This is a genomic window from Thiohalocapsa sp. (assembly GCF_022340605.1).
Taxonomy (GTDB): domain Bacteria; phylum Pseudomonadota; class Gammaproteobacteria; order Chromatiales; family Chromatiaceae; genus Thiohalocapsa.
Genome location: NZ_JAJDNQ010000165.1, coordinates 1 through 24,263, shown reverse-complemented (window position 1 = coordinate 24,263; position 24,263 = coordinate 1). Strand labels below are relative to the sequence as shown.

Below are 24,263 nucleotides of genomic sequence, written 5' to 3'. Positions count from 1 at the left end.
GTCAGGGGTTGGATGCCGCGGAGCAAGGGTAGAGCCGCGCCATGACCTCCGGCACCAGCGCCTGTGCGGGTGCGGACTGCCGCGGCTCGGCCCGCAGGGCGGTCAGCACCTTTGGCAGCGCCGCCTCGATGGTCTCGTCGTCCGGCATGCACCAGCGCGGCCCGCCGGCGGGGCGATTGACGGCACAGTCGCAGGGGACCGCGTACCACTCGCACATGGCCGCGTCGACGCCCGCGTCGCCGGCCGCATGGCCGCGCGCGCATACGGCGAGGAGCTGCGCCACCGTGGGCCCTCCATCCGCCTGTCCACGCACCGGCCCGGCCGCCGACAGCGACAGCGGCATCAAGACCAGCGCCGCGGCAGCGAGGCGACAGGCGCGCCGGGCGGCGCTCTTGCAATCTGGCATGGCTCGGGTCCGGAACTCGTTGGCGAACAGCGGCGCAGTGTAACCGAAGATGCCCGTGCCGCGGGTCCGCCGCTGGCGGGCGCCCGCGGGCGCTGGCGGGATCGGGCGCTGACGGCGCCGCCGCCATGGCTCTCGACCGTGCCCGTGGGCATTTCCGCCAAGGCCGGCACGACGGCAAGGGGCCGGCGGTTTATCATGTGTGCCCGTTGCGAACCCGCCGCGCCGGAGCGGTGCCTGTCGCGCCCCGCGCACGGCCGCTGCGAGCGCAGAACGCTTGCGACCTATCCCGTCAACGGGCAGCATTCCCGCGCCCGCGCCCGCGCACGGCAGCGGGGCCGCGGAAAACAATCCGGCGCACCGAGGGCCGGCGAACAGGGCGCGCCCGGCGCGCCCACCAGATCCCCAGACACGCTAGTCAGAGCACAATCGGCGCTGCACACGAGCGCCCGGAGGACAGATGGCAGATCGAATCATCGCTTTCGTCATGGCCGGCGGCCAAGGCTCGCGCCTGCAACCGCTGACCGCGGCCCGTTCCAAGCCGTCGGTGCCCTTCGGCTCGCGCTACCGCCTCGTCGACTTCGTGCTGAGCAACCTGATCAACTCGCAGATCCGGACCATCTATCTGCTCGTACAGTACAAGTCGCAATCGCTCATCGAGCACGTGCGCAAGGCCTGGACCATCTCGCCGCTGCTCTCGGATCAGTTCGTGACCGTGGTGCCGCCGCAGATGCGCATCGGCGAGTCCTGGTTCCAGGGCACCGCCGACGCCGTGCACCAGAACATCAACCTGGTGGAGGAGCACGCGCCGGACTTCGTCGTGGTCTTCGGCGCCGACCACATCTACAGGATGGACATCCAGCAGATGATCGACGCCCATAAGGAGCGCGAGGCCGACGTCAGCATCGCCGCGCTGCCGGTGCCCATCCAAGATGCCAAGAGCTTCGGCGTCATCGCCGCCGACGCCCACGGGCGCATCGAGGCGTTCCAGGAAAAGCCGGCCAAGCCCACCCCGCTGGCCGACGACCCGAACAGCGCCTACGCCTCCATGGGCAACTACGTCTTCAGCACCAAGGTGCTCATCGACGCCCTCTACGAGGCGCAGCAGGCCGGCGAGACGGACTTCGGCGGGCACGTCCTGCCGCGGCTCCTGGCCAGCGGCAAGCGGCTCTTCGCCTACGACTTCGCCTCCAACGTCGTGCCCGGCATCAAGCCCTACGAGACCCGCGTCTACTGGCGCGACGTCGGCACCATCGACGCCTATTTCAACGCCCACAAGGACGTGCTCGGCGCCGAGCCGGTGTTTGACGCCTTCAACCCCAACTGGCCCATCTACTCCAGCAACTACCAGGGGCCGGTGGCGCGCGTGCTCGGCGGCTGCCTCAACAATGCCCTGCTCGGCGCCGCCACCGTCATTCACGACAACACCGAGATCCGCGACAGCATAATCCGCCGCGAGGCCGTCATCGAAGATGACGTCACGCTCGACGAATGCATCGTCATGGACTACGTGCGCATCGGCAAAGGCGCGCGCCTCAAGCGGGTCATCATCGACCGACACAACATCATCGAGCCGGGCGCGATCATCGGCCACGATCGCGAGGCGGACATCGCCCGTGGCTACACCGTCTCAGAAGGTGGCGTCACGGTGATTCCCAGCGGCCAGACGAACGTGTTCGCGCGCATGGGTGGCGGTGGCTACGGGGGCTACTCGGAGTAGCCCCCCGTCCGTTCGCGCCAAGCGCCTGCTACGTGAAGGATGGAGGTCGTGGGATGACGCTGCCCGCGTCCACCAGGCCGCCGGGGCGAACGGCGGCCCATGCGATATAGCGCCGATGCCGGCCGATCCGGGTGCGGAGGTATTCGGTGGCCGGCCCGCTATGCACGCTCCAGCCATTGTTGCCGCAACAGGCAGGCCGGTGCCGCCGTCGTCATGGCGCGCTCGGCGAGCGCTTCAAGCCGGCCCGAGCAATGGAGGCGTGTCGTCGGGGCTCGCCTTCGCCGCGCCGATGAGTCCGCCACCGTCGATGATCGCACGCGTGTAGTCGACGATCTGGCGCATGTTGAGGGGCTTCTTGATCAACTCGAAGTGCTCGCCCTCGGTGCGCAGGGCGCGGAGCTCATCGAGGTAATCGCCGTAGTAGGCGGTCATGAAGTAGACGCGAACATCGGGTGCCACTCGTCTCAGCGCCCGCAGGCTCTCGATACCGTTCAAGTCCGGCATCTTGAGGTCGAGATAGACGAGATCGTAGGACTCAGAGCGTGCCAGATCGACCGCCTCGGCACCCGAGCCGACGGTATCCACCTGGTAAGGCGTCGACTCCAGCGCCAGCAGCATGACCTTGCGGATCGCCTCGTCGTCGTCGATGACCAGAATGCGCTTGACCATGGCTCACCTCCCGCGCGTGAACGACTTGACCGGAATTCTACGCGGTGTCGTCGTGCCGCGCGCGCGCGGCACGTTGCAATGACAGCGTAAAACGGGTGCCCACCCCGGGGGTACTCTCGCAGCGGATCTCGCCACCGAGCCCCTCGATGATGCCCTTGGAGACCGAAAGGCCGAGCCCCGTTCCCTTGCCCACCGGCTTTGTCGTGTAAAAGGGGTCAAAAATCAGCGTCATCTGCTCGGCGGGGATACCGTTGCCGGTGTCCTCGATGGTGATGCGCACGGGATCGGCGCCGCAGTCCAGCGCGATGCGCAGTTCCCGCCGCTGGCGGCCCTGCATGGCATCCAGGGCGTTGACGACGAGGTTCAGCAGCACCTGCTGCAACGCCTGCGGGCGGGTGTGCAGGGGCTCGCCGGCGGCACCGAAGTTGCGCACCACCGCCACCTTTTCGTGCCGGATGCGGTAGTCCATGAGCCGCAGGACCCGCGCCACGAGCTCGGCGCAGTCGACGGGGGTGAAGGCGTCCTCGCCACTGCGCTCGACCCGGGCGAACAGCAGCAGGTTGTCCACCAGCTCCTTGCAGCGGCGGGTCTCGCGCAGGGCGTCGTCGAGGATGTCGCGGCAGCGGCTGTCCGCCGGCTGGCGCTCGCGGCAGTATTCCACGTAGCCGGTGATGCCCATCAGCGGGTTGTTGAGCTCATGGGCGATGCCGCCGACCATCTGGCCGAGCGCGGACATCTTTTCGGTGACGATGCGGTCCTGCGCGAGGCGCCGCTCCTCGCTGAGGTCGCGCACCAGCATCCAGGTGCCGACGCCGCCCGCCGCATCCACCGGCCAGGCACTCACCGCCGCCGGGAAGCGACGGCCGTCGGCGCGCTGCAACAGCACCTCGCCGTCAGCTGCAGCGGCTGCCCGCGCCAGCTCCGCCGGACAGGCGCCCGCGGGGTCGCTGCCGAGCATGCCGGTCAGCGCGGCGTTCGCCTCGCCGACACGACCGTCCGCCTCGATGAACGCGATGCCGTCGCGGCTCGCATCGAACAGGCGGCGGTAACGCTCCTCGCTGCGTCGCAACGCCTGCCGCGCCGCGGCGATGGCGCCGATGTCCTTGAGCAGCAGCACCGCCCCGGGCGGCTCATCGGCCTCGTCTGCCTCGGGAGGCAGCGGCGCCGAGGAGAGCAGCACCGGCACCTGCGCGCCATTACTGCGCTGCACGAGCATCTCCTGGTTGCGCACGCTGAGTCCCTCGAAGCGGCCGGACGCAAAGGCCGCGGCGATGCGCGCCGGCGGTCCGTCGGCCGCAGCGCCCAGCAGTTCCCCCAAATGGGCGCCGATGACCTCGGCCTCGGCGCGGCCGAGCAGCGCCAACAGGGCCTCGTTGGCGCGGATGACGCGCGCGCCGGCGTCGATCACCAGCACGGCGTCGCTCAACGCGAGCAGGATGCGCTCCAGCTGCCGCTTCGAGCGCTCCACCGCCACCGCCGCCCTCAGCTCGCGGCGTTGACGATCCAGCTCCAGGAACACCCGCACCTTGGCGAGGAGGATCTCGGAACGGTAAGGCTTGGTCATGAAGTCCACCGCGCCAGCCTCGTAGCCACGGAAGACATGCTGTTCGTCGAAGTGCACCGCGCTCAGGAAGATGAGCGGCAGCGTGCGGGTGCCCTCCGCTCCGCGCAGCAGCTCCGCGAGCTCGTAACCGTCCATCTCGGGCATCTGCACGTCCAGAATGGCCAGCGCGAAGTCGTGGTGTAGCGTCGCCTTCAGCGCATCGTTGCCGCTGCCCACCGCGACGACCCGGGCATCCAAGGGGGCAAGCACGTGCTCCAGCACGAACAGGTTATCGGGCCGATCGTCAACAATCAGGATGGTCTGTCCCGGGGTGTTCATATGATTCTCTCCTGCTCCATGGCCGAGGCCGCTGCCGGCAGCGCCGCCAATAGCGCACCGATGCCGTCCAGCGTCAGCACCTGCTGCACGACGCCGGCGTCGATGGCGGTCTGCGGCATCAGCGGATGTTCCGCGTCGGCCGGGTCCTGCGCGATGGTACGCCCGCCCAGGGCTCTAATCTCGGCGAGCCCCCGGGTGCCGTCGTGGTTGGCGCCGGTGAGCAGCACACCCCAGAGCCGCGCGCCCCAGACCCGCGCCGCGGACTCGAACAGCACGTCGATGGCGGGCCGGGCGAAGCAGACCCTGGCATCGATGGACAGCGCAAAGGTTCGGCAGCGCTCCACCAGCAGGTGATAGCCCGCCGGCGCCAGCGTGACCGTGGCCGGGCACACGGGCGCCTTGTCCTCGGCCACGCCCACCGGCAGCGCACAGTGTTGGTCCAGGTGCAGCGCGAGGTAGCCATCCTCGGTGGGATGCAGGTGCTGCACGATAATCACGGCCGAGGCGAAGCCGACAGGCAAACAGGCCAGCAGCCGTTCGAGCGCGAGCATGCCGCCGGCTGACACGCCGACCACCACGGCTTCCGGCGGGGCTCTATCTGCACTGGCGGGTGGCGCAAGGAACATGACAGGCGCGCGGTCGCTCACGCGAGGCGCTTGTACAGCCTGCAGGCAGCGTCCACGACCTCGAAGCTGGAGTCGACCGCGGAGAAGCGCAGGTTCTCGCGCGTGCCCAGGCAAAGGTAGCCGCCACGCACCAGGGTGTCGCGAAACAGCCCCAGCACCCGGTCCTGCAATGCCTGATTGAAGTAGATCAGCACATTCCGGCAGAGCACCAGGTGCGCCTCGGTGAATACGCCGTCGGTGACCAGGTTGTGATTGGCGAAGGTGACGCGCTCGCGCAGGCGTCGCTTCATCACGATGTGCTGGGCATCGGCGTGGTAGTAGTCGGCGAGCGAGCGGGCACCACCGGCGCGCTGGTAGGCGCGGCTGGCCTCGCCCATGTCCGCGGCCGAGTAGATGCCGGCGCGGGCGCGCTCCAGCGCGGTGTCGTTGAAGTCCGTGGCGAAGAGGGTGCTGCGCGCGAGCAACCCCGCCTCGTCCAGCAGGATCGCCAATGAATAGACCTCTTCGCCGCTGGCGCAGCCCGCGTGCCAAATGCGCAGGAACGGAAAGGTCCGCAGCACCGGCATGACCTCGTTGCGCAACGCCAGGTAGACCTGCGGGTCGCGAAATAGTTCGGTTACGGGGATGGAGAAGCGGGTGACGAAGTCGGCGAAGAAGGCCTCGTCGTGCAGCAGCCGCGGCAGCATGTCCGACAGCGTCGCGCAGCCTGATTGGGCGTGGAACTGGCGGACGCGCCGCTCGATGCTGGCGCGCGCGTAATTGCGGAAGTCGTGACCGTAACGCCGGTAGATGGCCTCCAGCAAGAGGTCGACCTCGATGCTTTCGAGCTGTTGGGGGTCCATCAGCCGTCACCGATAAAGCCAGACGCGCAGCATCGACAACAGCCGCTCGAGATTCACCGGCTTGCTCAGATAATCGTCGGCACCGGCGGCGATGCAGCGCTCGTTGTCCTCCTTCATCGCCTTTGCGGTGAGCGCGATGATGGGCAGATGCGCCAGCTCCGGCCGCGCGCGGATGCGGCGCATGGTCTCGTAGCCGTCCATGCCCGGCATCATGATGTCCATCAGCACCAGTTCGATGCCGTGCTCGCCGGCCAGCACATCCAGCGCGTGCTGGCCGTCCTCGGCCTTGACCACGGTGAGCCCCTTGGCCTCCAGGATCTTGGACAGCGCAAAGACGTTGCGCATGTCGTCGTCCACCAGCAGCACGCGGCGGTCCTTGAAGAACCGGTCCGGGTCGTGCAGGTCCGTGATCATGCGCCGCGCCCGCTCGGGCATGCCGCCCACCATGCGGTGCAGGAACAGCGAGGTCTCGTCGAGCAGGCGCTCCCGCGAGCGGGCGCCCTTGACGATGATGGAGTCGGAATAGTTGCGCAGCTCCAGGTCTTCCTCGCGGGTCAGCTCGCGGCCGGTATAGACCACCACGGGCGGCACCGCGATGCCCGTCTTCCGCGACAGCCGCCGCAGCAACTCCAGGCCGGTCATGTCCGGCAGGCCCAGGTCGAGCACCATGCAGTCGAAGCGTTGCTGCTCGAGCCGCGCGATGGCCTCGGCGCCGGTGCCGGCCTCGGCGACGCGCACGTCGTCGCTGGCCATCAAGTGGACCATCTCGTGGCGCAGTACCGTTTCGTCCTCCACCACCAGCAGGTCCTTTACCGCGCGGCTGAAGACGTGCTCCAGGCGTTGGAACGCGGCCTCCAGGGCCTCCCTGGCGACGGGCTTCTGCAGGAAGCCGACGGCGCCGCGGTGCAGCACGTCGGACGGTCCCTCGTCCACGGACATCACGTGCACCGGAATGTGGCGGGTCTCCGGGTTGTCCTTGAGCCGCTCCAGCACCGCCCAGCCGTCCATGCCCGGCAGGCGGATGTCGAGGATGACCGCTTGTGGCGCGTGCGCCGCCGCCAGGCGCAGTCCTTCCTCGCCGCTGCCGGCCATGAGCGCCTTAAAGCCACGCCGGTGGCATTGGTCGATCAATAGCTTGGCGAAACGCGCGTCGTCTTCCACCAGCAGCACCGTGGTGTCGCCGTCGGCGATGGCGGCCCGGTCGTCGGCGACGCCCGCGTGCGCCGCTTCCGGGGGCGGCGCGGGCGCCGCCGCCGGCGGCGCCATTGTCTGCTCGAGCCCGGCGGCCTGCGCCGCAGAGGGCTGCCGCGAGGCGCCGTCGGCGTCGGGGGTTGTGGCCGGCTCGGGCGAGGTCAGCGGTACGAACAGCGTGAAGCAGCTCCCCTGCGCCGGCTCACTGCTGAGCTGTATCTCGCCCCCCATCAGCTCGGCCAGGTTGCGCGAGATGGACAGCCCGAGCCCCGTGCCGCCGTAGCGCCGGGCCGTGCCCGCGTCGATCTGCTGGAATGCCTCGAAGATCACCGATTGTTCCTCGGCGGGAATGCCGATGCCGGTGTCGGTCACCGAGACGGCCAGGGTCGCTGCCGGATCCAGCCCGCTGCGGCGCAGGTCCAAAGCCGGATCGGGACGGCCGAAACACAGCGTGACACTGCCTTTGTCTGTGAACTTGATGGCATTGGAGAGGAAATTGCGCAGCACCTGCTCCAGCCGCCTGCGGTCAGCGAAGATCTGCTCAGGCGCCGTGGGCTCGATGCCCACCTGCAGCTCGAGGCCCCGGTCGGTGGCCAGCGGCCGGAAGGTGTCGTCCAGCACTTGCGCGACCTCGGCCAGCACGACGGTCTCCGGTTTGAGCTCGGTGCGGCCGGCCTCGATACGCGCCAGATCCAGGATCTCATTGATGAGCCCGAGCAGGTCCTGGCCACTGCGCTCGATGATGCGGGCGGACTCCACCTGCTCATCGGTCAGGTTGGCGGTGGCATTCTCGGCGAGGGACGCGGCCAGCAGCAGCAGGCTGTTGAGCGGCGTGCGCAGCTCGTGAGACATGTTGGAGAGGAACTCGGACTTGTACTTGCTCGCCGTCTCCAGCTCGCGCGCCTTCTCCGCCAGGGCCTCGCGCTGCCTGGCGAGTCCGGCGTTGGCCTCGGCGATCTCGCGCTGCTGGCGTTGCAGAGCCTCGTTCTTCTCTTCCAGCTCCTCGTTGCTGGCCTGCAGCTCCTCCTGCTGGGTCTGAAGGCGCGCCTCGGACGCCTTGAGCCGTTCGGTCTGTTCCTCCAGCTCCTCGTTGGCGGCGCGCAGTTCCTCCTGCTGCGCCGTGAGCTCTTCGGTGAGCTGCTGCGACTCGGTCAGGGCATCGGCCAGGTCAGCGCGGGCACGAGCACTCTCCACGGCCACGGCCACCGCCGGCATGGCTTGGTCGAGATAGCTCAGCACCAGCGCCGCGGGGCGCTGCACGAAGCCGAGCTCGATGACCCCCACCAGGCGTTCGTCACGCAACAGGGGGGTCACGCGAATGGTTCGTGGTGTCGCCTCGCCCAGCCCGGAGCTGATCTTGATGTAATCGTCGGGAACCTCGGTGAGCAGGATGGGTGTGTGCTCCAGCGCGCACTGGCCCACCAGACCCTCGCCGGGCGCGAAGCGGTTTGCCAAGTGCTTACGCTCCCTATACGCATAGCTGCCCACCAGTCGCAGGGCTCGGGATTGTCTGTCATCCTCGATGTAGCAGGCGCCCACCGCCGCATCGACGGTCGTCGCGATCTCCGAGATCACCCCGGCGGCCAGCGTCGCCAGGTCCGGGTCGCCGCTCATGCGCTCGCTGAGACGCCCCAGCGCCGTTTTCAGCCAGTCACTGGCGCGGGTCTGGTTGTGGCTCTCGCGCAACGCATGCTGCATCACGCGCACCGAGGCCGCCAGACGTTGCAGCTCCGCGGTCTCCAGGCGCTCCGGCTCCCGCTCCAGATCGCCTTTGGCGATCGCCTCGGTGACCCGCACCAGACGCGCCAGATTGCGGGTGATCAGGCGCCAGAGCAGGAATGCGGCCAGGGCGCCCATCGCCAGCGTGAAGCCGATGGCACCTAGGGTCATGTACAACGCGCGCGTATAGGCCCGGTCGGCGTCTGCCTTGGCCGCGCTAAGCTCACTCTCCTTCAGATGCACCAGTTGCTCGAGGACGCCCTGGACGCGCACCCCCCGCTCCTGCAAGGTGCTCCGACTCAGATCGGCGGCGGCCACCCGGTCGCCGTCTCGTACCAGGCCAATGACACGCTCCAAGTGCGGCAGATAATCCGCGTACGCCGATGCGAACGCTGCCGTCAGCCGGCGCGCCGCGGGTGACAGCGGCAGCCGCTCCAACGCCTTGAGGTCGGTGCCGACGGCCTCCTCCACCGTGTGCATGGCGCCACCGTGCCAATCGACGACGTTCTGGCGCTCATCCAGTAGGAGACTGTTAGTGATGACACGCAACTCCGCTATGCGCCGATTGAGGCGCGCGGCGAGCTTCAGCGCCTCGGCCTTCACCTCCACGACGTCCGTCAGCCCGGCGTTGACCCCGCGCAGGGTCCAGAGGTTCAGCGCCGACATCGTCGCCCCCAGGACGACGATCAACAGACAGGCACCGAGGACGTAAAAGCCGATGGAGAGCTGGCCCGACCTCTCCGTCGGCGAAGCGGCCGGATTGCGGGCGAACTTGGGATTGTTATCGGTGAGCGCGGGCATAACGCCCGATTGTCGCATGGGGCATACACGCTCAGCAGTGAGCTGGGTCATGCATAAGTAAAAACCCCAATCTGGATTGCTTATGCCCTCGCCCGGTCGGTCGCCCGGGAGGTGGATGCGTCGCTAGTCGTCGTCCTGATCGCGCCGCGGCACGGTTTCGGGGTCCGCGGTGATGTGGCGGTAAATCTCCACGCGGTCGCCGTCCTTGATCTTGGCATCGAGCTTGGTGAATTTGCCGAAAATGCCGACGCGCTGGTTGTCGAGGTCGATGTCCGGGTACTGCTGCAACAGTCCCGCGCGCTCGATGGCCTCGCGCACGGTGCAGCCATCCGGCACGTCCAGCGTGAGCCAGGTGCGTTTGAATTTGTCCGCGTAGGCGACGCCTATATGCATGGAATTACCTCAAGTCGGTTCGATCTGGGTCCGGCGGGGATCGCGATCCTTGACGTCAAGGTCGTGGCGTCGCAAGTGCGAAGTGCGGAGTGCGGGGCCAACCGCCTCCCTCCGACGTGGCGCGACGCATTCCGCACCGCGCACTCCGCGCTTCGCACTCCCCGTCTTCACGCCCGCGCCGGCACCGCCGCAGCCGCCTTGGCCTCGCGCCGGGCCGCGAGGCGGCGCTCCAGCAGGCGCTTGCCGGCGAGCAGACAGCCCAGGGCGATAAAGCCGCCGGGCGGAAGGATCATCAGCAGAAAACCACGGTAATTCGGGATCAGCGTGACCTCCAGCCAGCGCAGCGAGTCGCCCAGCAGCATGGACGCATTGGCGAAGAGGGTGCCGGAGCCGATGATCTCCCGGATGGCGCCCAGGGTGACCAGCACCAGCGTGAAACCGATGCCCATCATGAGCCCGTCGAACATGGCCGGCAGCGGCGCATTGCGGGAGGCGAAAGACTCGGCGCGCCCGAGGATGGCGCAGTTGGTGACGATCAGCGGAATGAACAGCCCCAGCACCTTGTGCAGATCGTGCATCCAGGCGTTCATCCCCAAGTCCACCAGGGTCACCAGTACGGCGATGATGAGCACGAACACCGGGATGCGCACCTGCGGTGTGATGATGCCGCGCAGCACGGACACGGACAGGCCCGACAGCACCAGCACGAAGGCGGTGGCCAGCCCGAGCCCGAGCCCATTGGTGGCGGTGCCGGTGACGGCCAGCAGCGGGCACAGCGCCAGCGTCTGCGCCATGACCACGTTGTTGTCCCAGAGGCCGTCGCGGGCGATGCGGGACCAATCGGTCGATTTCGTCTCGTCGGTCATGTTGGTCAGTGCGAGCTAATCGCTGCGTGTTGGGGAGCCTAAGGCCGAGTACGAAGTGCGCAGTGCGAGGTGCGTCTGAGGCATTGCCGATGGGCGCTCGCCGTCACTGTGCGGTTGCCGTCTGCTGCACGGCGGAGGCGGTAAGGGCGTCGCGGTGGGCCGCGAACAGCTCCAGGCCCTCTTTGACGGACTTCACCACCGCGCGCGGCGTGATGGTGGCGCCGCTGAACTGGTCGAAGACGCCGCCGTCCTTCTTTACCGCCCAGCGCGCGGGCGGAGGATCGCCCAGCGACTTTCCGTCGAAGCTCAAAATCCAGTCATCGCGGGCCGCTTCGATATGGTCGCCGAGCCCCGGGGTCTCGGTGTGCGAGAGCACACGGGCGCCGAGGATGCGACCGTCCTTGTCCACGCCGAGCAGCACCCGGATGGCACCGCCGTAGCCCTGGCCGACGGTCTCGAAGGCCACCGCGGTGACGTCGAGCCCTTCCAGCGCGCGGTAGACGGTCACCGTGCCGTCCGGGGTGTCCAGGGTCAGGGTGTCGGCCAGCAGGTTGTTATCGTGCACGCCCGCCGGGATCACCTGGCCGAGCGACGCCAGCAAGTCCTCCGCCTGGCGCTCGTCGATGGCCTCACGGGTGGCGATGTCGCCCATCACCAGCATGGCGGCGGCGACCATCGCGAAGCCGCCCAGCAGCCCGGCCTGGTAGCCGATGCGCTGGCGATACGTCGGATTGGCGACGGTGGTCATCGCTCCCCTCCTTTAGCGGACAGCTCCGGGTATTCCAGCGGCTTGCCGCGGCGGTCGCGGCCGTAGATGCGCGGCTTGAGGTAGTGGTCGATCATGGGCGTGGCGGCGTTCATGAGCAGGATGGCGAAGGCGACGCCCTCCGGGTAGCCGCCCCAGGTGCGGATCACGTAAATCAACAGGCCCACGCCCGCCCCGAACAGGATCTGCCCCTGCCGCGACACCGGCGAGGTCACCGGGTCGGTGGCGATGAAGAAGGCCGCGAGCATCGTGGCCCCGGCGAGCAGGTGGTAGTGGGCCGGGGCGTAGCGCGCCGGATCGACGAAGTGCATCGTCGTCGCCAGCACGGCAATGGTGCCGACGAGGGACACCGGGATCTCCCAGCCGATGATGCGCTTGGCGATGAGCCAGAGCCCGCCCGCCACCAGCAGCACCGCCGAAGTCTCGCCAAGGCTGCCGGGCACGGTGCCAAACAGTGCGGAGAGCGGGTCGAAGGCGCTCAGCGCGGCGTCCAGGTGCTCGCCGCGGCCGAGTTCGGTGCGCACGTGGCCCAGCAGAGACGCGCCGGTGAAGGCGTCGTAGCTCCGGTTCCCGAAGGTGATGGCAAGCCCTTCCAGGAAGCCCGGCGCACCGCTGGAGAACATGGGCTGCGGCATCACCCAGCGGGTCATCTCCAGCGGAAAGGAGATCAACAGCGTCACCCGCGCCACCATCGCCGGGTTGAACAGATTCTGGCCAATGCCGCCGAACACCTGCTTGCCGAGCAGCACCGCCAGCGCACCGCCGACGACGCCGATCCACCAGGGCGCCCACGGCGGCAGCGTCATGGCCAGCAGCCAGCCGGTGAGCAGCGCCGAGCCGTCCATGAGCGTGACTCGCACCGGCTTGCCCGCCGCCATCAGCGCCAGGGCCTCGAAGCCGACGGTCGCAGCGACAGTGACCGTGAACAGAAAGATCGCCGGCCAGCCGAACTGGTACAGCCCGAACAGCGTGGCGGGCAGCAGCGCCAGGATCACCAGCGCCATGATGCGACCGATGCTGATCGGCGCATGAGCGTGGGGGCTGGCTGAAAGGGGTGGATTCATGGCTTGCTGGTCTCAATCGGCAGTCACTGATGATCGTGGGCCGCAATGCGGCATTCGCGCCAAGGGCCAAGGGCCAAGGGCCGAGGGCCGAGGGCCGAGGGCCGAGGGCCGAGGGCCGAGGGCCGAGGGCCGAGGGAAAGTACGCTGGCCATTCCCCAGGCCGCGTCAACCGCGCTTGGCGTTTGGCACCCTGGCGCTCGGCTGCTAGGCCCTTTGCCCTTTGCCCTCCGGCATTAATCCGCCTCCGCCACCTCGGGCGCTGCCTTGGGCACTGCCTCGGCGCGCTTCTTCGCCTCCGCTTCCCGCTTCCGCCTTGCCATGGCCTCGCGCTTGGCGCGCTTCTGCGCCTCGATGCGCGCAGTGCGGGCCTCGGCGAGGCGCTTGGTCTCGGTCTGCTTTTGCTTGGCGCGGCCGCGGGCGGCGAGCTCGCCCTTGGCGTGGTTGAAGTACTGCACCAGCGGGATGTGCGCCGGGCAGACGTAGGCGCAGGAGCCGCAGCCGATGCAGTCCATGAGTCCCTGGCCGACGGCGCTGTCGAGGTCGCCGCCGCGGATGTGGGCGGCCATGTTGAGCGGCACCAGACCGCAGGGGCAGGCGCCGACGCAGCTCGCGCAGCGGATGCAGGGCGCGGGCTGGCGTTGGTTGGTCTCGGCGGCGGTAAGCGCCAGTACGCCGTTGCTGCCCTTCATGATGGGCACGCGCAGCTCGGCGAGTGGCTGGCCCATCATCGGCCCGCCGCTGATGAGCTTGGCGGGCGCCTCGCTGAAGCCGCCGCAGTGGTCGATGAGCGACTCCACCCGGGTGCCGATAGGCACGCGCAGGTTGCGCGGCCGGGTGATGGCCTGGCCGGTGATGGTGACCACCCGCGAGATCAGCGGCCGGCCCAGGCGCAGTGCCTCGTGCACGGCGAACGCCGTCGCCGGGTTGTGCACCACCACGCCGATGTCGGCGGTGAGGCCGCGCGCCGGCGTCTCCTTGCCGGTGAGCGTCTGCACCAGGTGCTTCTCGGAGCCCATCGGGTAGCGCATGGGCAGCCGCACCACGTGGATGTGCGCGAAGGGCGCGGCGGCCTCCTGCAAGATCGCGATGGCCTGGGGCTTGTTGCCCTCGATGCCGATGACGATGCGCCCGACGCCCAGCGCATGCGCCATGATGCGCGCGCCGTCCACCACGCCTTCGGGCTGTTCGCGCATCAGGCGGTCGTCGCAGGTGAGATAGGGCTCGCACTCGGAGCCGTTGATCACCAGCGTGTGCAGGCTGTAGCGGTTACGCAGGTTGAGCTTCACGGCGGACGGGAAGGTCGCGCCACCCATGCCGACGACGCCGGCGGCGGCGACGCGCGCCGCGATCTCCTCGGGCACCAGCGCAAAGGGATCGTCGACGCCCTCGACGTCCGGGTGCCAGCGATCCTCGCCGTCCGGCTGCAGCGTGATGGCGCGCACGTTGAGCCCGGACGGGTGGTTGGCCGGGTAGAGCCCGAGGCCCGCGATGCGCCCGGACGTGGGCGCATGGATGGGTGCGGACACGGCCCCCTGGGCGTGGGCGATGAGCTCGCCCTTGAGCACGTGCTGGCGGCGTTGCACGACCGGATTCGCGGCCGCGCCGATGTGCTGCTGCAACGGGATGTGCAGCAGCACCGGCATGGGCAGGTCTTCGATCGGCGCCTCGGCGGCCAGCGCCTTGCGGTCGTCCGGGTGGACGCCGCCGCGGATGCGAAACAGCTTCAGCTTCGCGCTCGGCGTGGTGCTCATCAGGGCGCTCATCAGGGTGCTCGCTCGGGTGCTCATCAGGCTGCCTCCGGCACGGGCCAGACCCAGTTGGTGAGTGTTTGTGTCGGCGCGCGCAGCTCGATGCACTCCGTGGGGCAGTCATCGACGCACTTGCCGCAGCCGGTGCAGGCGTCCTCGAACACGGCATGGATCTGATCGTTGGCGCCGATGATCGCGTCCGTCGGACAGCGCTTGAAACAGCGTGTGCAGCCGATGCAGAGCCGCTCGTGGATGTGCGCCACCTTCGGTGCTTCCTCGGTCACGGCCGACAGGTCGACACTGACGCCCAGGAGTGACGCCAACTCCTCTGCCACCGCCCTGCCCCCTGGCGGGCACAGCGTCACCGGCGCGGTGCCGGCGGCGACCGCCGCCGCGGCGGGGCCACAGCCGGGGTAACCGCACTGCCCGCACTGGGAGCCGGGCAGCAGTTCTTCCACCTGGCCCACGATGGGGCTCTCCTGGACGGCCAGATAGCGGGCCGCGATGCCGAGCAGCGCGCCCAAGCCCAGGCCCAAAGCGGTGAGACTGAAGATGGCTGCAATCATGTCAAATCAGTGGCTAGTGGCTAATGAGTGGCTCGTGGCTCGTGGCTAGGAAGACAGGGACGCGGCTACCGGGCCAGGGGGCTGGTCGCGGAGCCCTAGCCCCTGATTCAGGCCAGGCCCGCAAAGCCCATGAACGCCAGGGACAACAACCCGGCGACGACAAGCGCAATGGGCGTCCCGGCGAAGGCCGCCGGCACCTGCGCCAGCGCGAGCCGCTCTCTCAGGCCCGCGAACAGCACCATCACCAAGGTAAAGCCGAGCGCCGAGCCGAAGCCGTACACGAGGCTCTCCAGGAAGCCGTGATGCTCCTGCACGTTCAGCAGCGCCACGCCCAGCACGGCGCAGTTGGTGGTAATGAGTGGCAGGAAGATGCCCAGCACCTGATACAGTGTCGGCGAGAGCTTGCGCACGACCATCTCGGTGAACTGCACCACGGCCGCGATCACCAGGATGAAGGTCAGGATGCGCAGGAAGCCGATGTTGAGCGGCTCCAGCACCAGCTCCTGCAACAACCAACTGGCACCCGCCGCCAGGGTCAGTACGAACGTGGTCGCGAGCCCCATGCCCAGCGCCGAGTCCAGCTTGTTGGACACACCCATGAAGGGGCAGAGACCAAGGAACTTCACCAGCACCACGTTGTTCACGAGGGCGGTGGCGAGGATCAGCATCAAGTATTCGGTCATCGCGGCTTGCTGCCCCCCATGGCGGGGTGTTTGTGGTTGGCGCCCGATAATGGCCCGGTGGCACATTGCCGGCGCAAGTGCAGGAGGTAATAGCAATCCGGATGCCAGCATCGGACCAGCGTTCAGCCAAGCCGCATCGCCACGGGGCAAAGCCGTGCGCAAGTGCCCGTTCTCAATGCATGGGCGCCCGCCGCAGGGGCATCCTTGCGGGCAGCGGACGCTGGACTGGTTGCCCGCCCCGGTGAGTGGCGCGACTGTCGCGCATGCCACAACCGGATGCTGCGACGCAGCAGGATTGTCACAATTCCTACAGGGCCATCGCGGCGCACCGGCGCCGACTCCGCGCCGAGCCGTTGTGGAACCTCGGCTTGACCGGCCCGCACATTGAGCCCAGATTTGGCGTGAAAACTGCTTTGTTCTGCGGATGGACCGCGGCCGTCGGCCGCACGCAGACCGACCCAGCGGAGGCTCCAGTGACCAGGCGCAAAGGCATCAAGACCCAACCGGCCGACCAGCTCGCCGCCGAAGACGACGAGGCGGACGGCGCGGCGCATGCCAACGCCGGCGGCTTCACGCATGGCGCAGAGTTGCCCATTGCCAGTGCGCTGGGCGAGTTCCTGAGCGACCCGCCGCCAGGCACACCCGCCGAGGTGGTGGAGGCACTGACGCTGATGGCCGGCGACCCCGAACACCCACTGCCGCCGCGGCTCTACTTCGAGACCGTCGAGCAGGCGCCGGTGGCCATCTCCATCACCGACCACAAGGCCAACATCCTCTACGCCAACGCCGCCTTCGAGGCGCTCACCGGCTACAGCCGCGACGAGGTCATGGGCAAGAACGAGTCCATCCTCTCCAGCAACGCCACGCCGGACTCCATCTACAAGCAGCTCTGGCGCACCATCCAGCGCAAGCGGCCGTGGAAGGGCACGCTCATCAATCGGCGCAAGGACGGCGAGGACTACCTAGCGGAGCTCACCATCTCGCCGGTGCTGGACGCCGCCGGGCGCATCCGCTACTACCTCGGCATGCACCGCAACGTCACCCGCGAGCACGAGCTCTCGGTGGCGCTGCGCCAGCAGAAAACGCGCATCGAGACGGTGCTCGACGCCGCCCCCGTGCTGGTGGTGCTGCTCGACACCGACGGGCGCATCATCCTGGACAACCAGGAGTACAAGAAGCTCTTGGGCGACCTGCGCGGGCGCGAGCCGCTGACCCTGCTGCGCGCGGCGCTGAAGGAGCAGGCGGGCTTCGACCCGCTGGAGCGCGCCGCCGCCGGCGAGGGCTTCCGCGACATCGAGGTGAGCATCGAGGTGCCAGGCAGCAGCGGGCCGCGCTGGTTCGCTTGCTCCGGCAGTGCCGTGAACGAGTCCGACTCCAGCCTGTCCGGCTACTTCATCCGCGGCGACGCCGGCGATCAGCGCCTGCTGCTGCTCGCCAACGACATCACCGGCCGGCGCCGCGAGATCGAGCGCGCGCATCTGGAGAACCTGCGCGCGCGCCTCGCCGAGCAGCAATTGGCGCAGGGCATGCGCGAGGCGCTCACCGCCGCCAGCTTCCAGCTCCAGGTGCCGCTCAACATGATCCGCGCCGCCAGCGCCATGTTCAAAGACGGCAGCGGCAACCCGGCGCTGTTTGCCGACATGCTAGGTCAGGTCACGGAGGCCGGCGAGGCCGCGCTGGCCACCCTCAACGCCGCGCTGCCCACGGAAATGCCGGAGCCCGGCGTCAACGTGAACATCAACGAGCTGCTGCGCCACGTGCTGGCACTGGAGACGGACAACCTGCTCGCCGCCGGCATCGTCGTGGACTGGCAGCCAGCGCTGGTGCTGCCGGAGCTGTCCGGCCATAAGAACGAGCTGCGCTCCCTGTTCAAGCACCTGATCGACAACGCCCTGCAAGCCATGTACGAGGGCGGCGGCAGCCATCGCGGGCTCAGGCTCGCCACCCGCGCGCTGGACGACGCCGTGGAGGTCATCGTCGAAGACAACGGCCCCGGCATCCCGCCGGAGCGCCGGCTCAAGGTGTTCGAGCCCTTCCACATCGGCTGGCGCAACCGCCGCGGGCGCGCCGGCATGGGGCTCGCGCTGGCGCAGGAGATCGTCAACCAGCACGCCGGCAGCATCGAGATCGACCCCCAGTACCGCGACGGCTGCCGGGTGCGCGTGACCCTCGGCAACGTCCGCCCGCAGGACTGACCGGCCACCAGGCCAGCTATCGGCTGCCAGCGCACCCAACCTATGCTCGAGATGCCCGAAGCCCCAACACCACCAAGAGACCCCAACCCCGCGGACAGCGGCGACGCCGCCCGCCTGCACCTGCTGGAGCAGCAGCTCGCCGCCCTGTTCGACGTCAGCAGCGTGCTGAGCCGCTCGCTGGAGCTGCGCGAGACCCTGCGCCAGGTGCTGCGCACCCTGCATGACCGCGGCCGGGTCTGCAGCGGCATGGTGAGCCTGCTGGACCCCGACACCGGCGACCTGCTGGTGGCCGCTCTGCACCACGACGACATCAGCCCCTTCGAGAAGATCCGCTACCGCCCGGGCGAGGGCGTCATCGGCCAGGTGCTGGAGAACAACGAGCCCTGCGTGCTGCAACGCCTGGGCGATGAGCCGCGCTTCCTCGACCGGCTTGGGCTCTTCGATGCAGACCTGCCCTTCATCGGCGTGCCGGTGCGCATTGGCCAGGACGACATCGCCGGCGTCTACGCCCTACAGCCGCCGGAGGTAGACGCCCTGCTGCCGCAGCGCGCCCGCTTCGCCGAGATGGTCGCCAACCTCATCGGCCAGGCCGTGCGGTTGTCCCGCTCCGTGGAGGACGAGCGCCGGGCGCTCCGTGAAGAGCGCGACACCCTGCGCCGGCAGGTCAAGGGCAGCCACGGCTTCGACAACATCATCGGCCACACGGAGCGCATGCGCCTAGTGTTCGAGCAGGTGCGCCAGGTGGCCAAGTGGAACACCACCGTGCTGCTGCGCGGCGAGTCCGGCACCGGCAAGGAGCTCATCGCCAGCGCCATCCACTACAACTCCCCGCGCAACGGCGGCCCCTTCGTCAAGCTCAACTGCGCGGCACTACCCGACAACCTGCTGGAGTCCGAGCTCTTCGGCCACGAGAAAGGCGCCTTCACCGGCGCCCAAGCCCAGCGCAAGGGCCGTTTCGAGCAGGCCGACGGCGGCACCATCTTTCTCGACGAGATCGGCGAGATCAGCCCCGCCTTCCAGGCCAAGCTGCTGCGCGTGCTCCAGGAGGGCGAATTCGAGCGCGTTGGCGGCGGCCGCACGCTCAAGGTAGACGTGCGCATCATCGCCGCCACCAACCGCAACCTGGAGCAAGAGGTCCGCGACGGCATGTTCCGCGAGGACCTCTACTACCGCCTCAACGTCATGCCCATCCTCATGCCGGCGCTGCGCGAGCGCGTCGAGGACATCCCCGAGCTCGCCCGCTTCCTGGTGGCCAAGCTCGCCAAGCGCCAGGGCCGCGAGCTCAGCATCACCGACAGCGCGCTCGCCGTGCTCATGCGCCACCACTGGCCCGGCAACGTCCGCGAGTTGGAAAACTGCATGGAGCGCGCCGCCGTCATGAGCGAAGGCGGCATCATCGACCGCGACGTGCTCAATCTCACCGGCCTCGACGTCGGCAGCCTGCCCGAGGTCCTCCTCGCCGCCACGCCCACCGCCGGCCCCTCCCCCGCCGCCGACATCGACCTCGACGCCCCCGACGTCGACGAGCGCGAGCGCGTCATCGCCGCCCTGGAACAGGCCGGCTGGGTGCAGGCCAAGGCCGCCCGCCTGCTCGGCATGACGCCACGGCAGATCGCCTATCGCATTCAGACCATGAAGATTCGGGTGAAGCAGTTTTGAGCCTGGCATGAACGATCTTCAATCATCACCAGACTGCTACTTTTGCAGAGTAACCAGGGGCGAAACCGACCCCTTTGTATTCGAGAACCGCTCGTTTGTGGGCGTGTTCGACACCCATCCCGTGAATCCGGGGCATGCCTTGATTGTTCCCAGGAGGCATGTCGTCTCGATTTTCGATCTGAATGCAGCAGAGCAGGCAGACTTTTTCGATGCGCTCCGGGGCGTCAAGCGTGCCATTGAATCAACCGATCTGCGAGCGCTCTATCAGGAGATGCTGCACAGGGATTACTTGAGAGACAGGCCCAAAGACCACATCGAGACGATGCTGGCGCTGGACTTTCTCGGGAACGTGCCTGACGCGTACACCGTTGGCAACAACGATGGCAGAGAAGCGGGACGGAGCATCGACCATTTGCACACCATCGTGTTGCCGCGTTATCGCGGCGACATCGAGAACCCAAAAGGCGGCATTCGCAACGTCATCCCTGCGAGGGCACATTATCCAAGACGATGAAGGATGACGAGCCGATCCGGGGTGGGGGTCGATCGTAACTTTGGCCAGCGGCTTCCTGCTGTGGGATCAGCGTCCTCGGCGCGATCAGGGCGATTCGCGGCGAGGACGCCGCTCCCACGGCAGACGACTGCCGGCCGACGTTATGATCAAGGCCGGCCGCGCACCTGCTCGTCTACACGGAATACTTTCACGGTCTCTGGAGCCTGGGAGCGAGAATAGGGCACACCTCGTGACGATTCCGGGCGGCCACGCTCGCCTCACATAGCAATACTTTTCTCGATCTCCGTATACAGCATTTCACCTATCACAGTCCCGCTGCGTCCGACCTATGCTTGATAGTTAATATCGCGCGGGTTCAAGACCAAGGCTTCCTGCCCATACAACGCTTGCATCCACCCGAGCCACCACGATTCGGCGACAGATCCCGCCCCGTGGCGGAAGCGCCGAACGCATCGACACATCACCTTCCTCTTGACCAATTGAGCTACATCAGCTAGACCGCAGTTTCACTGCATCTGCCGTTGCGGAAATTGCCTAGTCTTACAGTGGTTTTCATGGGTTTGTTGCGCGGATATCGTGCACAACACCAGCAGGGAGGATCCCCGTGATCCCGGCAGCCGACAGCGCGACCGATCCTTACGCCCTCACGAGCGCCTTGCAACGGCCCGACCGCCATGTACCCGTTGGCACTGCCAGTTCGGCAGTTCCTCCATACACATCAATCAATCCCCGGGTCGGGTCAGAACCTCGCCGGACCGTATCCGTGAAGACTGTCTGCCCGCCCGCCTATCCCGAATTCCCGCGGCCGAACAGCGAGTTCAGGCATTTGCAGAAGAACATGCACTATTGCGCTAGGGAGACGTCGATTCTTGGCCATTTCCTGTTGGCAAACAGGCCGAACGGGACCAACAGGGCCGAAATCGGCGCGGAGCTCGAATCTGCCCAGCAATTAGGCCGTTCCCGAGTTCCTCAGCTTTCAGCGCCCCCGTTCCGAATAGCGGGGCACTGAGACTATTCGGGCATCCTGCCCGGCGGAAAACGCCGAGTGCCTCGGCGCCTCCCGGGACCGCCCACGCCATGCGTACAGCGTACCTGCTGGTCGACCGTGGGCAGCCTGCTTAAAACTCAGGGCCATGTAGAGGAGACCAACCTGCATCCTCTGCGCTTATCGAGGACATCAAGATGACGAAAGTACACAAAGTGCTCTTGGCTTCCACAAGTGTCGCATTAGCGTTATCCATAGTGGCGCCGACCGCGGCTTACGCCAGCGAGACAGTGACGTGCCTGTGGGACATCAGCCGAAACGAGTATCGCAACATCAAGGGTGGAAAATATTCCGATACTGAAAGAGTCGGTGATCGTGACGCCAGGCGCATTTTAAACTCTGGCCCCAAGATCAGGCCCGATGGCAGAAGTCGCTGCAAAATCCAGAACGCGGCGTATGCGCGACTTGGCGTTAGAATCGAGAAGAGAGAGCTGAAGCTGAAGCGGCACGGGCGGACACCCGACTGCCGAGACCTCAGGGTCAGGCAACGCTGCTATAAGGATAATCACAGAGACGACCACCGACACGACCGCAGAGACGATCACGGCAACGTCCACGGAGACCGTCGATAGACGCGTAAAGGGTCGTGTAACAGCAAGCGCGTGTTCGCGCTTGCTGGACCTCGCGCCGTGGATCGAGTTTGGTCTGCCGGCATGACATGCATAGGCAAATCAGTAGCGTGGGCGGCGGTATATGGAATCTACCGGGCATCTCGCCAGTCATATCAGCACTGAACAGCAGGGCTAACCGAAAGGGACCGGAATATTGTCACTACGAAATACGCGAAGCACGCGGAAGGGCACGGATGAGTGGCGAGTGGGGGCCTTTTCGCTCTTTTCGCGTCTTTCGGGCACCTCTGCCCGTGCGGGGCAGAATGCCCCGCCATTTCTCAAGCGCCCAAGCCCTCCAGAAATGGAGTAGAGCGGAAACCGCGTTTTCGCTTCGCGTCTCGAAAAATGCCTTGGAAGGCATTTTTCGAGGACCCCTTTCGTAGTTCCTCTTCAGACGCTGCCGCGGTCGGACATGTCGCTTGCGGACCGACTGGGCGGTCGCCACCTAGCGGTTCGGCTCCTGCTGTGCCGAGCGCCCTCCGTGGACGCCTCGTCGCTGTCTGTCTCCGCAAGCTATCCTTGCGTGAAGCGATCTTCTGCCCGGAGGTAAAAGCGACGTGAAAGATAAGGTTCAGACCTTCTTCGATTGGCTTGCCATTGGCGGGAGCCTGCTCTGGCTGGCCGGTATCGGCTTGCTGTTTTCCAATAGCGCGTTGACGGAAGGCTGGTTGCTGGACTTCGCCGCGCTGGTGGTGTTCGGTCTGGCGGCCATCTGGGCACTGTGGTGGATGATCAGGTCCTTCATCGCAGGCTGACAGGCCGCGATGGCACCGAATCAGTACAGTTGCCCCGCGCCGCACGCAACCGCCGGTATGCCCCAAGCGCGATCAGAAAATTGCTCACCGATAGCAGGCTCTCGCTGGCGCCGTGCAGCAGGTCCGCGTGAGACAGGCTCGGCAGGCCAAGCCGGGCGGTGGCGATGTGGGTGGCGGTGATGGTGCCGGCGACGAAGACGAGCAGGAACCAGAAGCCGGCGATGCTGATGGGCGAGAACAGCGCGCGATCCTGGCGGGCCACCACGAGCAACAGCGACAAGAAGCCAAGATACATGAGGTTCGCGCCGGGTAGGAGCGCGCTCACGCCACCGGCGATCAACAACCGGGTCAGCCCCCAGGACAACCCCACCGCCACAAGCACGCCCGCAAGCCAGGAGGCGTTGAGCCGGCGCGTGCGGAGCATCAGCAGGGTTGCGGCCAGCAGCGACAGGCTGCCGAGGAAGGTCATGAGCCGGGAGGCGTCGAGCAGCCAGGTGGTGCGGTCGCCGCTGGCGTGAAACGACAACACCAACAGGCCGGCGCACAGGTGCGGAATCATGGCGTACGCGAACAGCCGCAGCCGCGGGCGACCGATGCGCACCGCATAGCGGTGGATCAACAGGATCGCCGCCAGCCATTCGCTGACGGTGAGTAAATGGATGAGCCAAGTGGGTACAGACAGCAGCATCGGGGCGGGACAGCGATGGCGGGGTGAGGGATGGCACACTAGCCCCGCTCCGCGGCTGGACGCAATGCGGGGCACCGGGCGAGCCGCGGACGAGTCCGTTCCGCACGCCTTGCTCATGGCCTCGACCACCTGGTGCCGGAAACGGCGGAATGCAGAGCGTCCGCCCTTGCTCCCACGCTGGCGAGACCGGGCAAATATTGCTCGCAACGCCGAAATCGAGGGCGTCGTAGGTCGGTTTACGCTGCGCTAACCCGACCTACGCCCTGAAGCGGATCTTTGCTCTCTGGAGCATGCGAGCCAGCACCGCCCGCTGCTCGGAGTTATGATCGCCGCCGTTCCGCCGGGGCACCGCAGCCCGCGCACGCGGGGTGAGCGAGATCCATGCAGCTCGATGACATCGTCCCCTGGGGCCGGTCCTTCGACGAGTACCGCGCCATGTTCGCGCTGACGGACGCCGACCTCGGCGGGAAAATCCTCGGCTGCGGCGACGGCCCCGCGTCCTTCAACGCCGAGGCCACCGCGCGCGGCGCACGTGTGGTGTCCGCGGACCCGATCTATGCCTTCACCGCGGCGGACATCAGCAGCCGCATCCACGCCGTATGACCGCAGATCGAGGCGGGCGTCCGGGCGCATCCCGAGCGCTATGTCTGGACCCGCTTCGCCGGCGTCGACGATCTGGTGGCCGCGCGCTTGACCGCGATGGAGCGGTTTCTGGTGGACTACGCGGCGCCCGGCGCGTCTTCGCGCTATGTCACCGGGGCACTACCGGCACTGCCCTTCGCCGCTGGACAGTTCGATCTGGCCTTGGTCTCGCACCTGCTCTTCATGTACTCGCAGCATCTGGGCGCCGAGGAACA

20 protein-coding genes are annotated in these 24,263 nt (G+C 67.4%); 6 read left to right on the top strand and 14 right to left on the bottom strand.

Features of this window, described 5'->3' with window-relative positions; genetic code table 11:
- Nucleotide 1: 1 nt before the first annotated feature.
- The gene (locus tag LJE69_RS20390; RefSeq protein WP_296927905.1) at nucleotides 2-406 is read right to left on the bottom strand and encodes a Rap1a/Tai family immunity protein; all 405 of its coding nucleotides are present in this window, start codon (nucleotides 404-406) and stop codon (nucleotides 2-4) included.
- Nucleotides 407-863: 457 nt separating this feature from the next.
- Between LJE69_RS20390 and LJE69_RS20385 the strand changes: the two genes are divergently transcribed.
- Nucleotides 864-2,123, top strand: a complete 1,260-nt coding sequence (locus LJE69_RS20385; RefSeq protein ID WP_296927904.1) for a glucose-1-phosphate adenylyltransferase — start codon at nucleotides 864-866, stop codon at nucleotides 2,121-2,123.
- Between the two features lie 234 nt (nucleotides 2,124-2,357).
- Here the strand turns inward: LJE69_RS20385 and LJE69_RS20380 are convergent, their stop codons facing one another.
- The 12 genes from LJE69_RS20380 to rsxA all read right to left on the bottom strand — a co-directional run bounded on the left by LJE69_RS20380 (nucleotide 2,358) and on the right by rsxA (nucleotide 15,939).
- The gene (locus LJE69_RS20380) at nucleotides 2,358-2,792 is read right to left on the bottom strand and encodes a response regulator (RefSeq protein WP_296927903.1); all 435 of its coding nucleotides are present in this window, start codon (nucleotides 2,790-2,792) and stop codon (nucleotides 2,358-2,360) included.
- A gap of 37 nt (nucleotides 2,793-2,829) precedes the next feature.
- Entirely contained in the window at nucleotides 2,830-4,674 is a 1,845-nt protein-coding gene (locus tag LJE69_RS20375) for an ATP-binding protein (RefSeq protein WP_296927902.1), read from the bottom strand.
- Complete coding sequence (locus LJE69_RS20370; RefSeq protein WP_296927901.1) at nucleotides 4,671-5,249, bottom strand: chemotaxis protein CheB; 579 nt, start codon at nucleotides 5,247-5,249, stop codon at nucleotides 4,671-4,673. The genes LJE69_RS20375 and LJE69_RS20370 overlap by 4 nt, the downstream gene beginning before the upstream one ends.
- A gap of 68 nt (nucleotides 5,250-5,317) precedes the next feature.
- A complete protein-coding gene (locus LJE69_RS20365) occupies nucleotides 5,318-6,142 on the bottom strand; it encodes a protein-glutamate O-methyltransferase CheR (RefSeq protein WP_296927900.1) in 825 nt (274 codons plus the stop codon).
- A gap of 6 nt (nucleotides 6,143-6,148) precedes the next feature.
- Nucleotides 6,149-9,853, bottom strand: a complete 3,705-nt coding sequence (locus LJE69_RS20360; protein ID WP_296927899.1) for a response regulator — start codon at nucleotides 9,851-9,853, stop codon at nucleotides 6,149-6,151.
- Nucleotides 9,854-9,976: 123 nt separating this feature from the next.
- Nucleotides 9,977-10,246: an RnfH family protein gene (locus tag LJE69_RS20355; protein WP_296927898.1), complete on the bottom strand. Its 270-nt coding sequence runs from the start codon at nucleotides 10,244-10,246 to the stop codon at nucleotides 9,977-9,979.
- Between the two features lie 167 nt (nucleotides 10,247-10,413).
- Complete coding sequence (locus LJE69_RS20350; protein ID WP_296927897.1) at nucleotides 10,414-11,112, bottom strand: electron transport complex subunit E; 699 nt, start codon at nucleotides 11,110-11,112, stop codon at nucleotides 10,414-10,416.
- A 103-nt stretch (nucleotides 11,113-11,215) separates the two neighbouring features.
- The gene (rsxG, locus tag LJE69_RS20345) at nucleotides 11,216-11,860 is read right to left on the bottom strand and encodes an electron transport complex subunit RsxG (protein WP_296927896.1); all 645 of its coding nucleotides are present in this window, start codon (nucleotides 11,858-11,860) and stop codon (nucleotides 11,216-11,218) included.
- Complete coding sequence (locus tag LJE69_RS20340) at nucleotides 11,857-12,942, bottom strand: RnfABCDGE type electron transport complex subunit D (protein WP_296927895.1); 1,086 nt, start codon at nucleotides 12,940-12,942, stop codon at nucleotides 11,857-11,859. Before LJE69_RS20340 ends, rsxG begins: the two co-directional genes overlap by 4 nt.
- A gap of 233 nt (nucleotides 12,943-13,175) precedes the next feature.
- Nucleotides 13,176-14,669: an electron transport complex subunit RsxC gene (rsxC, locus tag LJE69_RS20335; RefSeq protein ID WP_296927935.1), complete on the bottom strand. Its 1,494-nt coding sequence runs from the start codon at nucleotides 14,667-14,669 to the stop codon at nucleotides 13,176-13,178.
- Nucleotides 14,670-14,728: 59 nt separating this feature from the next.
- Nucleotides 14,729-15,256 carry an RnfABCDGE type electron transport complex subunit B gene (locus tag LJE69_RS20330; protein ID WP_296927894.1) on the bottom strand — a complete coding sequence of 176 codons (528 nt, stop codon included), beginning with the start codon at nucleotides 15,254-15,256 and terminating at the stop codon, nucleotides 14,729-14,731.
- Between the two features lie 107 nt (nucleotides 15,257-15,363).
- Nucleotides 15,364-15,939, bottom strand: a complete 576-nt coding sequence (gene rsxA / locus LJE69_RS20325) for an electron transport complex subunit RsxA (protein ID WP_296927893.1) — start codon at nucleotides 15,937-15,939, stop codon at nucleotides 15,364-15,366.
- 473 nt (nucleotides 15,940-16,412) lie between these two features.
- On the opposite strand from rsxA, the gene nifL reads away from it, so the two are divergent.
- The 4 genes from nifL (at nucleotide 16,413) to LJE69_RS20305 (ending at nucleotide 22,718) form a co-directional block, all read left to right on the top strand.
- Nucleotides 16,413-18,134, top strand: a complete 1,722-nt coding sequence (gene nifL / locus LJE69_RS20320; RefSeq protein ID WP_296927892.1) for a nitrogen fixation negative regulator NifL — start codon at nucleotides 16,413-16,415, stop codon at nucleotides 18,132-18,134.
- A 51-nt stretch (nucleotides 18,135-18,185) separates the two neighbouring features.
- The gene (gene nifA, locus LJE69_RS20315) at nucleotides 18,186-19,793 is read left to right on the top strand and encodes a nif-specific transcriptional activator NifA (RefSeq protein WP_296927891.1); all 1,608 of its coding nucleotides are present in this window, start codon (nucleotides 18,186-18,188) and stop codon (nucleotides 19,791-19,793) included.
- Between the two features lie 7 nt (nucleotides 19,794-19,800).
- Nucleotides 19,801-20,307, top strand: coding sequence for an HIT family protein (locus tag LJE69_RS20310; RefSeq protein ID WP_296927890.1), 507 nt, complete (start codon nucleotides 19,801-19,803; stop codon nucleotides 20,305-20,307).
- Nucleotides 20,308-22,520: 2,213 nt separating this feature from the next.
- Nucleotides 22,521-22,718 (top strand): hypothetical protein, encoded by a 198-nt coding sequence (locus tag LJE69_RS20305; protein ID WP_296927889.1) that lies wholly within the window; start codon nucleotides 22,521-22,523, stop codon nucleotides 22,716-22,718.
- Here LJE69_RS20305 and LJE69_RS20300 read toward each other — a convergent pair.
- A complete protein-coding gene (locus LJE69_RS20300) occupies nucleotides 22,705-23,406 on the bottom strand; it encodes a DUF2499 domain-containing protein (RefSeq protein WP_296927888.1) in 702 nt (233 codons plus the stop codon). The genes LJE69_RS20305 and LJE69_RS20300 overlap by 14 nt on opposite strands.
- A 381-nt stretch (nucleotides 23,407-23,787) precedes the next feature.
- Between LJE69_RS20300 and LJE69_RS20295 the strand changes: the two genes are divergently transcribed.
- Nucleotides 23,788-24,009: a hypothetical protein gene (locus tag LJE69_RS20295; RefSeq protein WP_296927887.1), complete on the top strand. Its 222-nt coding sequence runs from the start codon at nucleotides 23,788-23,790 to the stop codon at nucleotides 24,007-24,009.
- Nucleotides 24,010-24,263: the final 254 nt, after the last annotated feature.

Coding starts and splice junctions, on each gene's coding strand:
- LJE69_RS20390 (WP_296927905.1), bottom strand. CDS start 406: ATGCCAGATTGCAAGAGCGCCGCCCGGCGCGCCTGTCGCCTCGCTGCC.
- LJE69_RS20385 (WP_296927904.1), top strand. CDS start 864: ATGGCAGATCGAATCATCGCTTTCGTCATGGCCGGCGGCCAAGGCTCG.
- LJE69_RS20380 (WP_296927903.1), bottom strand. CDS start 2,792: ATGGTCAAGCGCATTCTGGTCATCGACGACGACGAGGCGATCCGCAAG.
- LJE69_RS20375 (WP_296927902.1), bottom strand. CDS start 4,674: ATGAACACCCCGGGACAGACCATCCTGATTGTTGACGATCGGCCCGAT.
- LJE69_RS20365 (WP_296927900.1), bottom strand. CDS start 6,142: ATGGACCCCCAACAGCTCGAAAGCATCGAGGTCGACCTCTTGCTGGAG.
- LJE69_RS20360 (WP_296927899.1), bottom strand. CDS start 9,853: ATGCCCGCGCTCACCGATAACAATCCCAAGTTCGCCCGCAATCCGGCC.
- LJE69_RS20355 (WP_296927898.1), bottom strand. CDS start 10,246: ATGCATATAGGCGTCGCCTACGCGGACAAATTCAAACGCACCTGGCTC.
- LJE69_RS20350 (WP_296927897.1), bottom strand. CDS start 11,112: ATGACCGACGAGACGAAATCGACCGATTGGTCCCGCATCGCCCGCGAC.
- rsxG (WP_296927896.1), bottom strand. CDS start 11,860: ATGACCACCGTCGCCAATCCGACGTATCGCCAGCGCATCGGCTACCAG.
- LJE69_RS20340 (WP_296927895.1), bottom strand. CDS start 12,942: ATGAATCCACCCCTTTCAGCCAGCCCCCACGCTCATGCGCCGATCAGC.
- LJE69_RS20330 (WP_296927894.1), bottom strand. CDS start 15,256: ATGATTGCAGCCATCTTCAGTCTCACCGCTTTGGGCCTGGGCTTGGGC.
- rsxA (WP_296927893.1), bottom strand. CDS start 15,939: ATGACCGAATACTTGATGCTGATCCTCGCCACCGCCCTCGTGAACAAC.
- nifA (WP_296927891.1), top strand. CDS start 18,186: ATGCCCGAAGCCCCAACACCACCAAGAGACCCCAACCCCGCGGACAGC.
- LJE69_RS20310 (WP_296927890.1), top strand. CDS start 19,801: ATGAACGATCTTCAATCATCACCAGACTGCTACTTTTGCAGAGTAACC.
- LJE69_RS20300 (WP_296927888.1), bottom strand. CDS start 23,406: ATGCTGCTGTCTGTACCCACTTGGCTCATCCATTTACTCACCGTCAGC.
- LJE69_RS20295 (WP_296927887.1), top strand. CDS start 23,788: ATGCAGCTCGATGACATCGTCCCCTGGGGCCGGTCCTTCGACGAGTAC.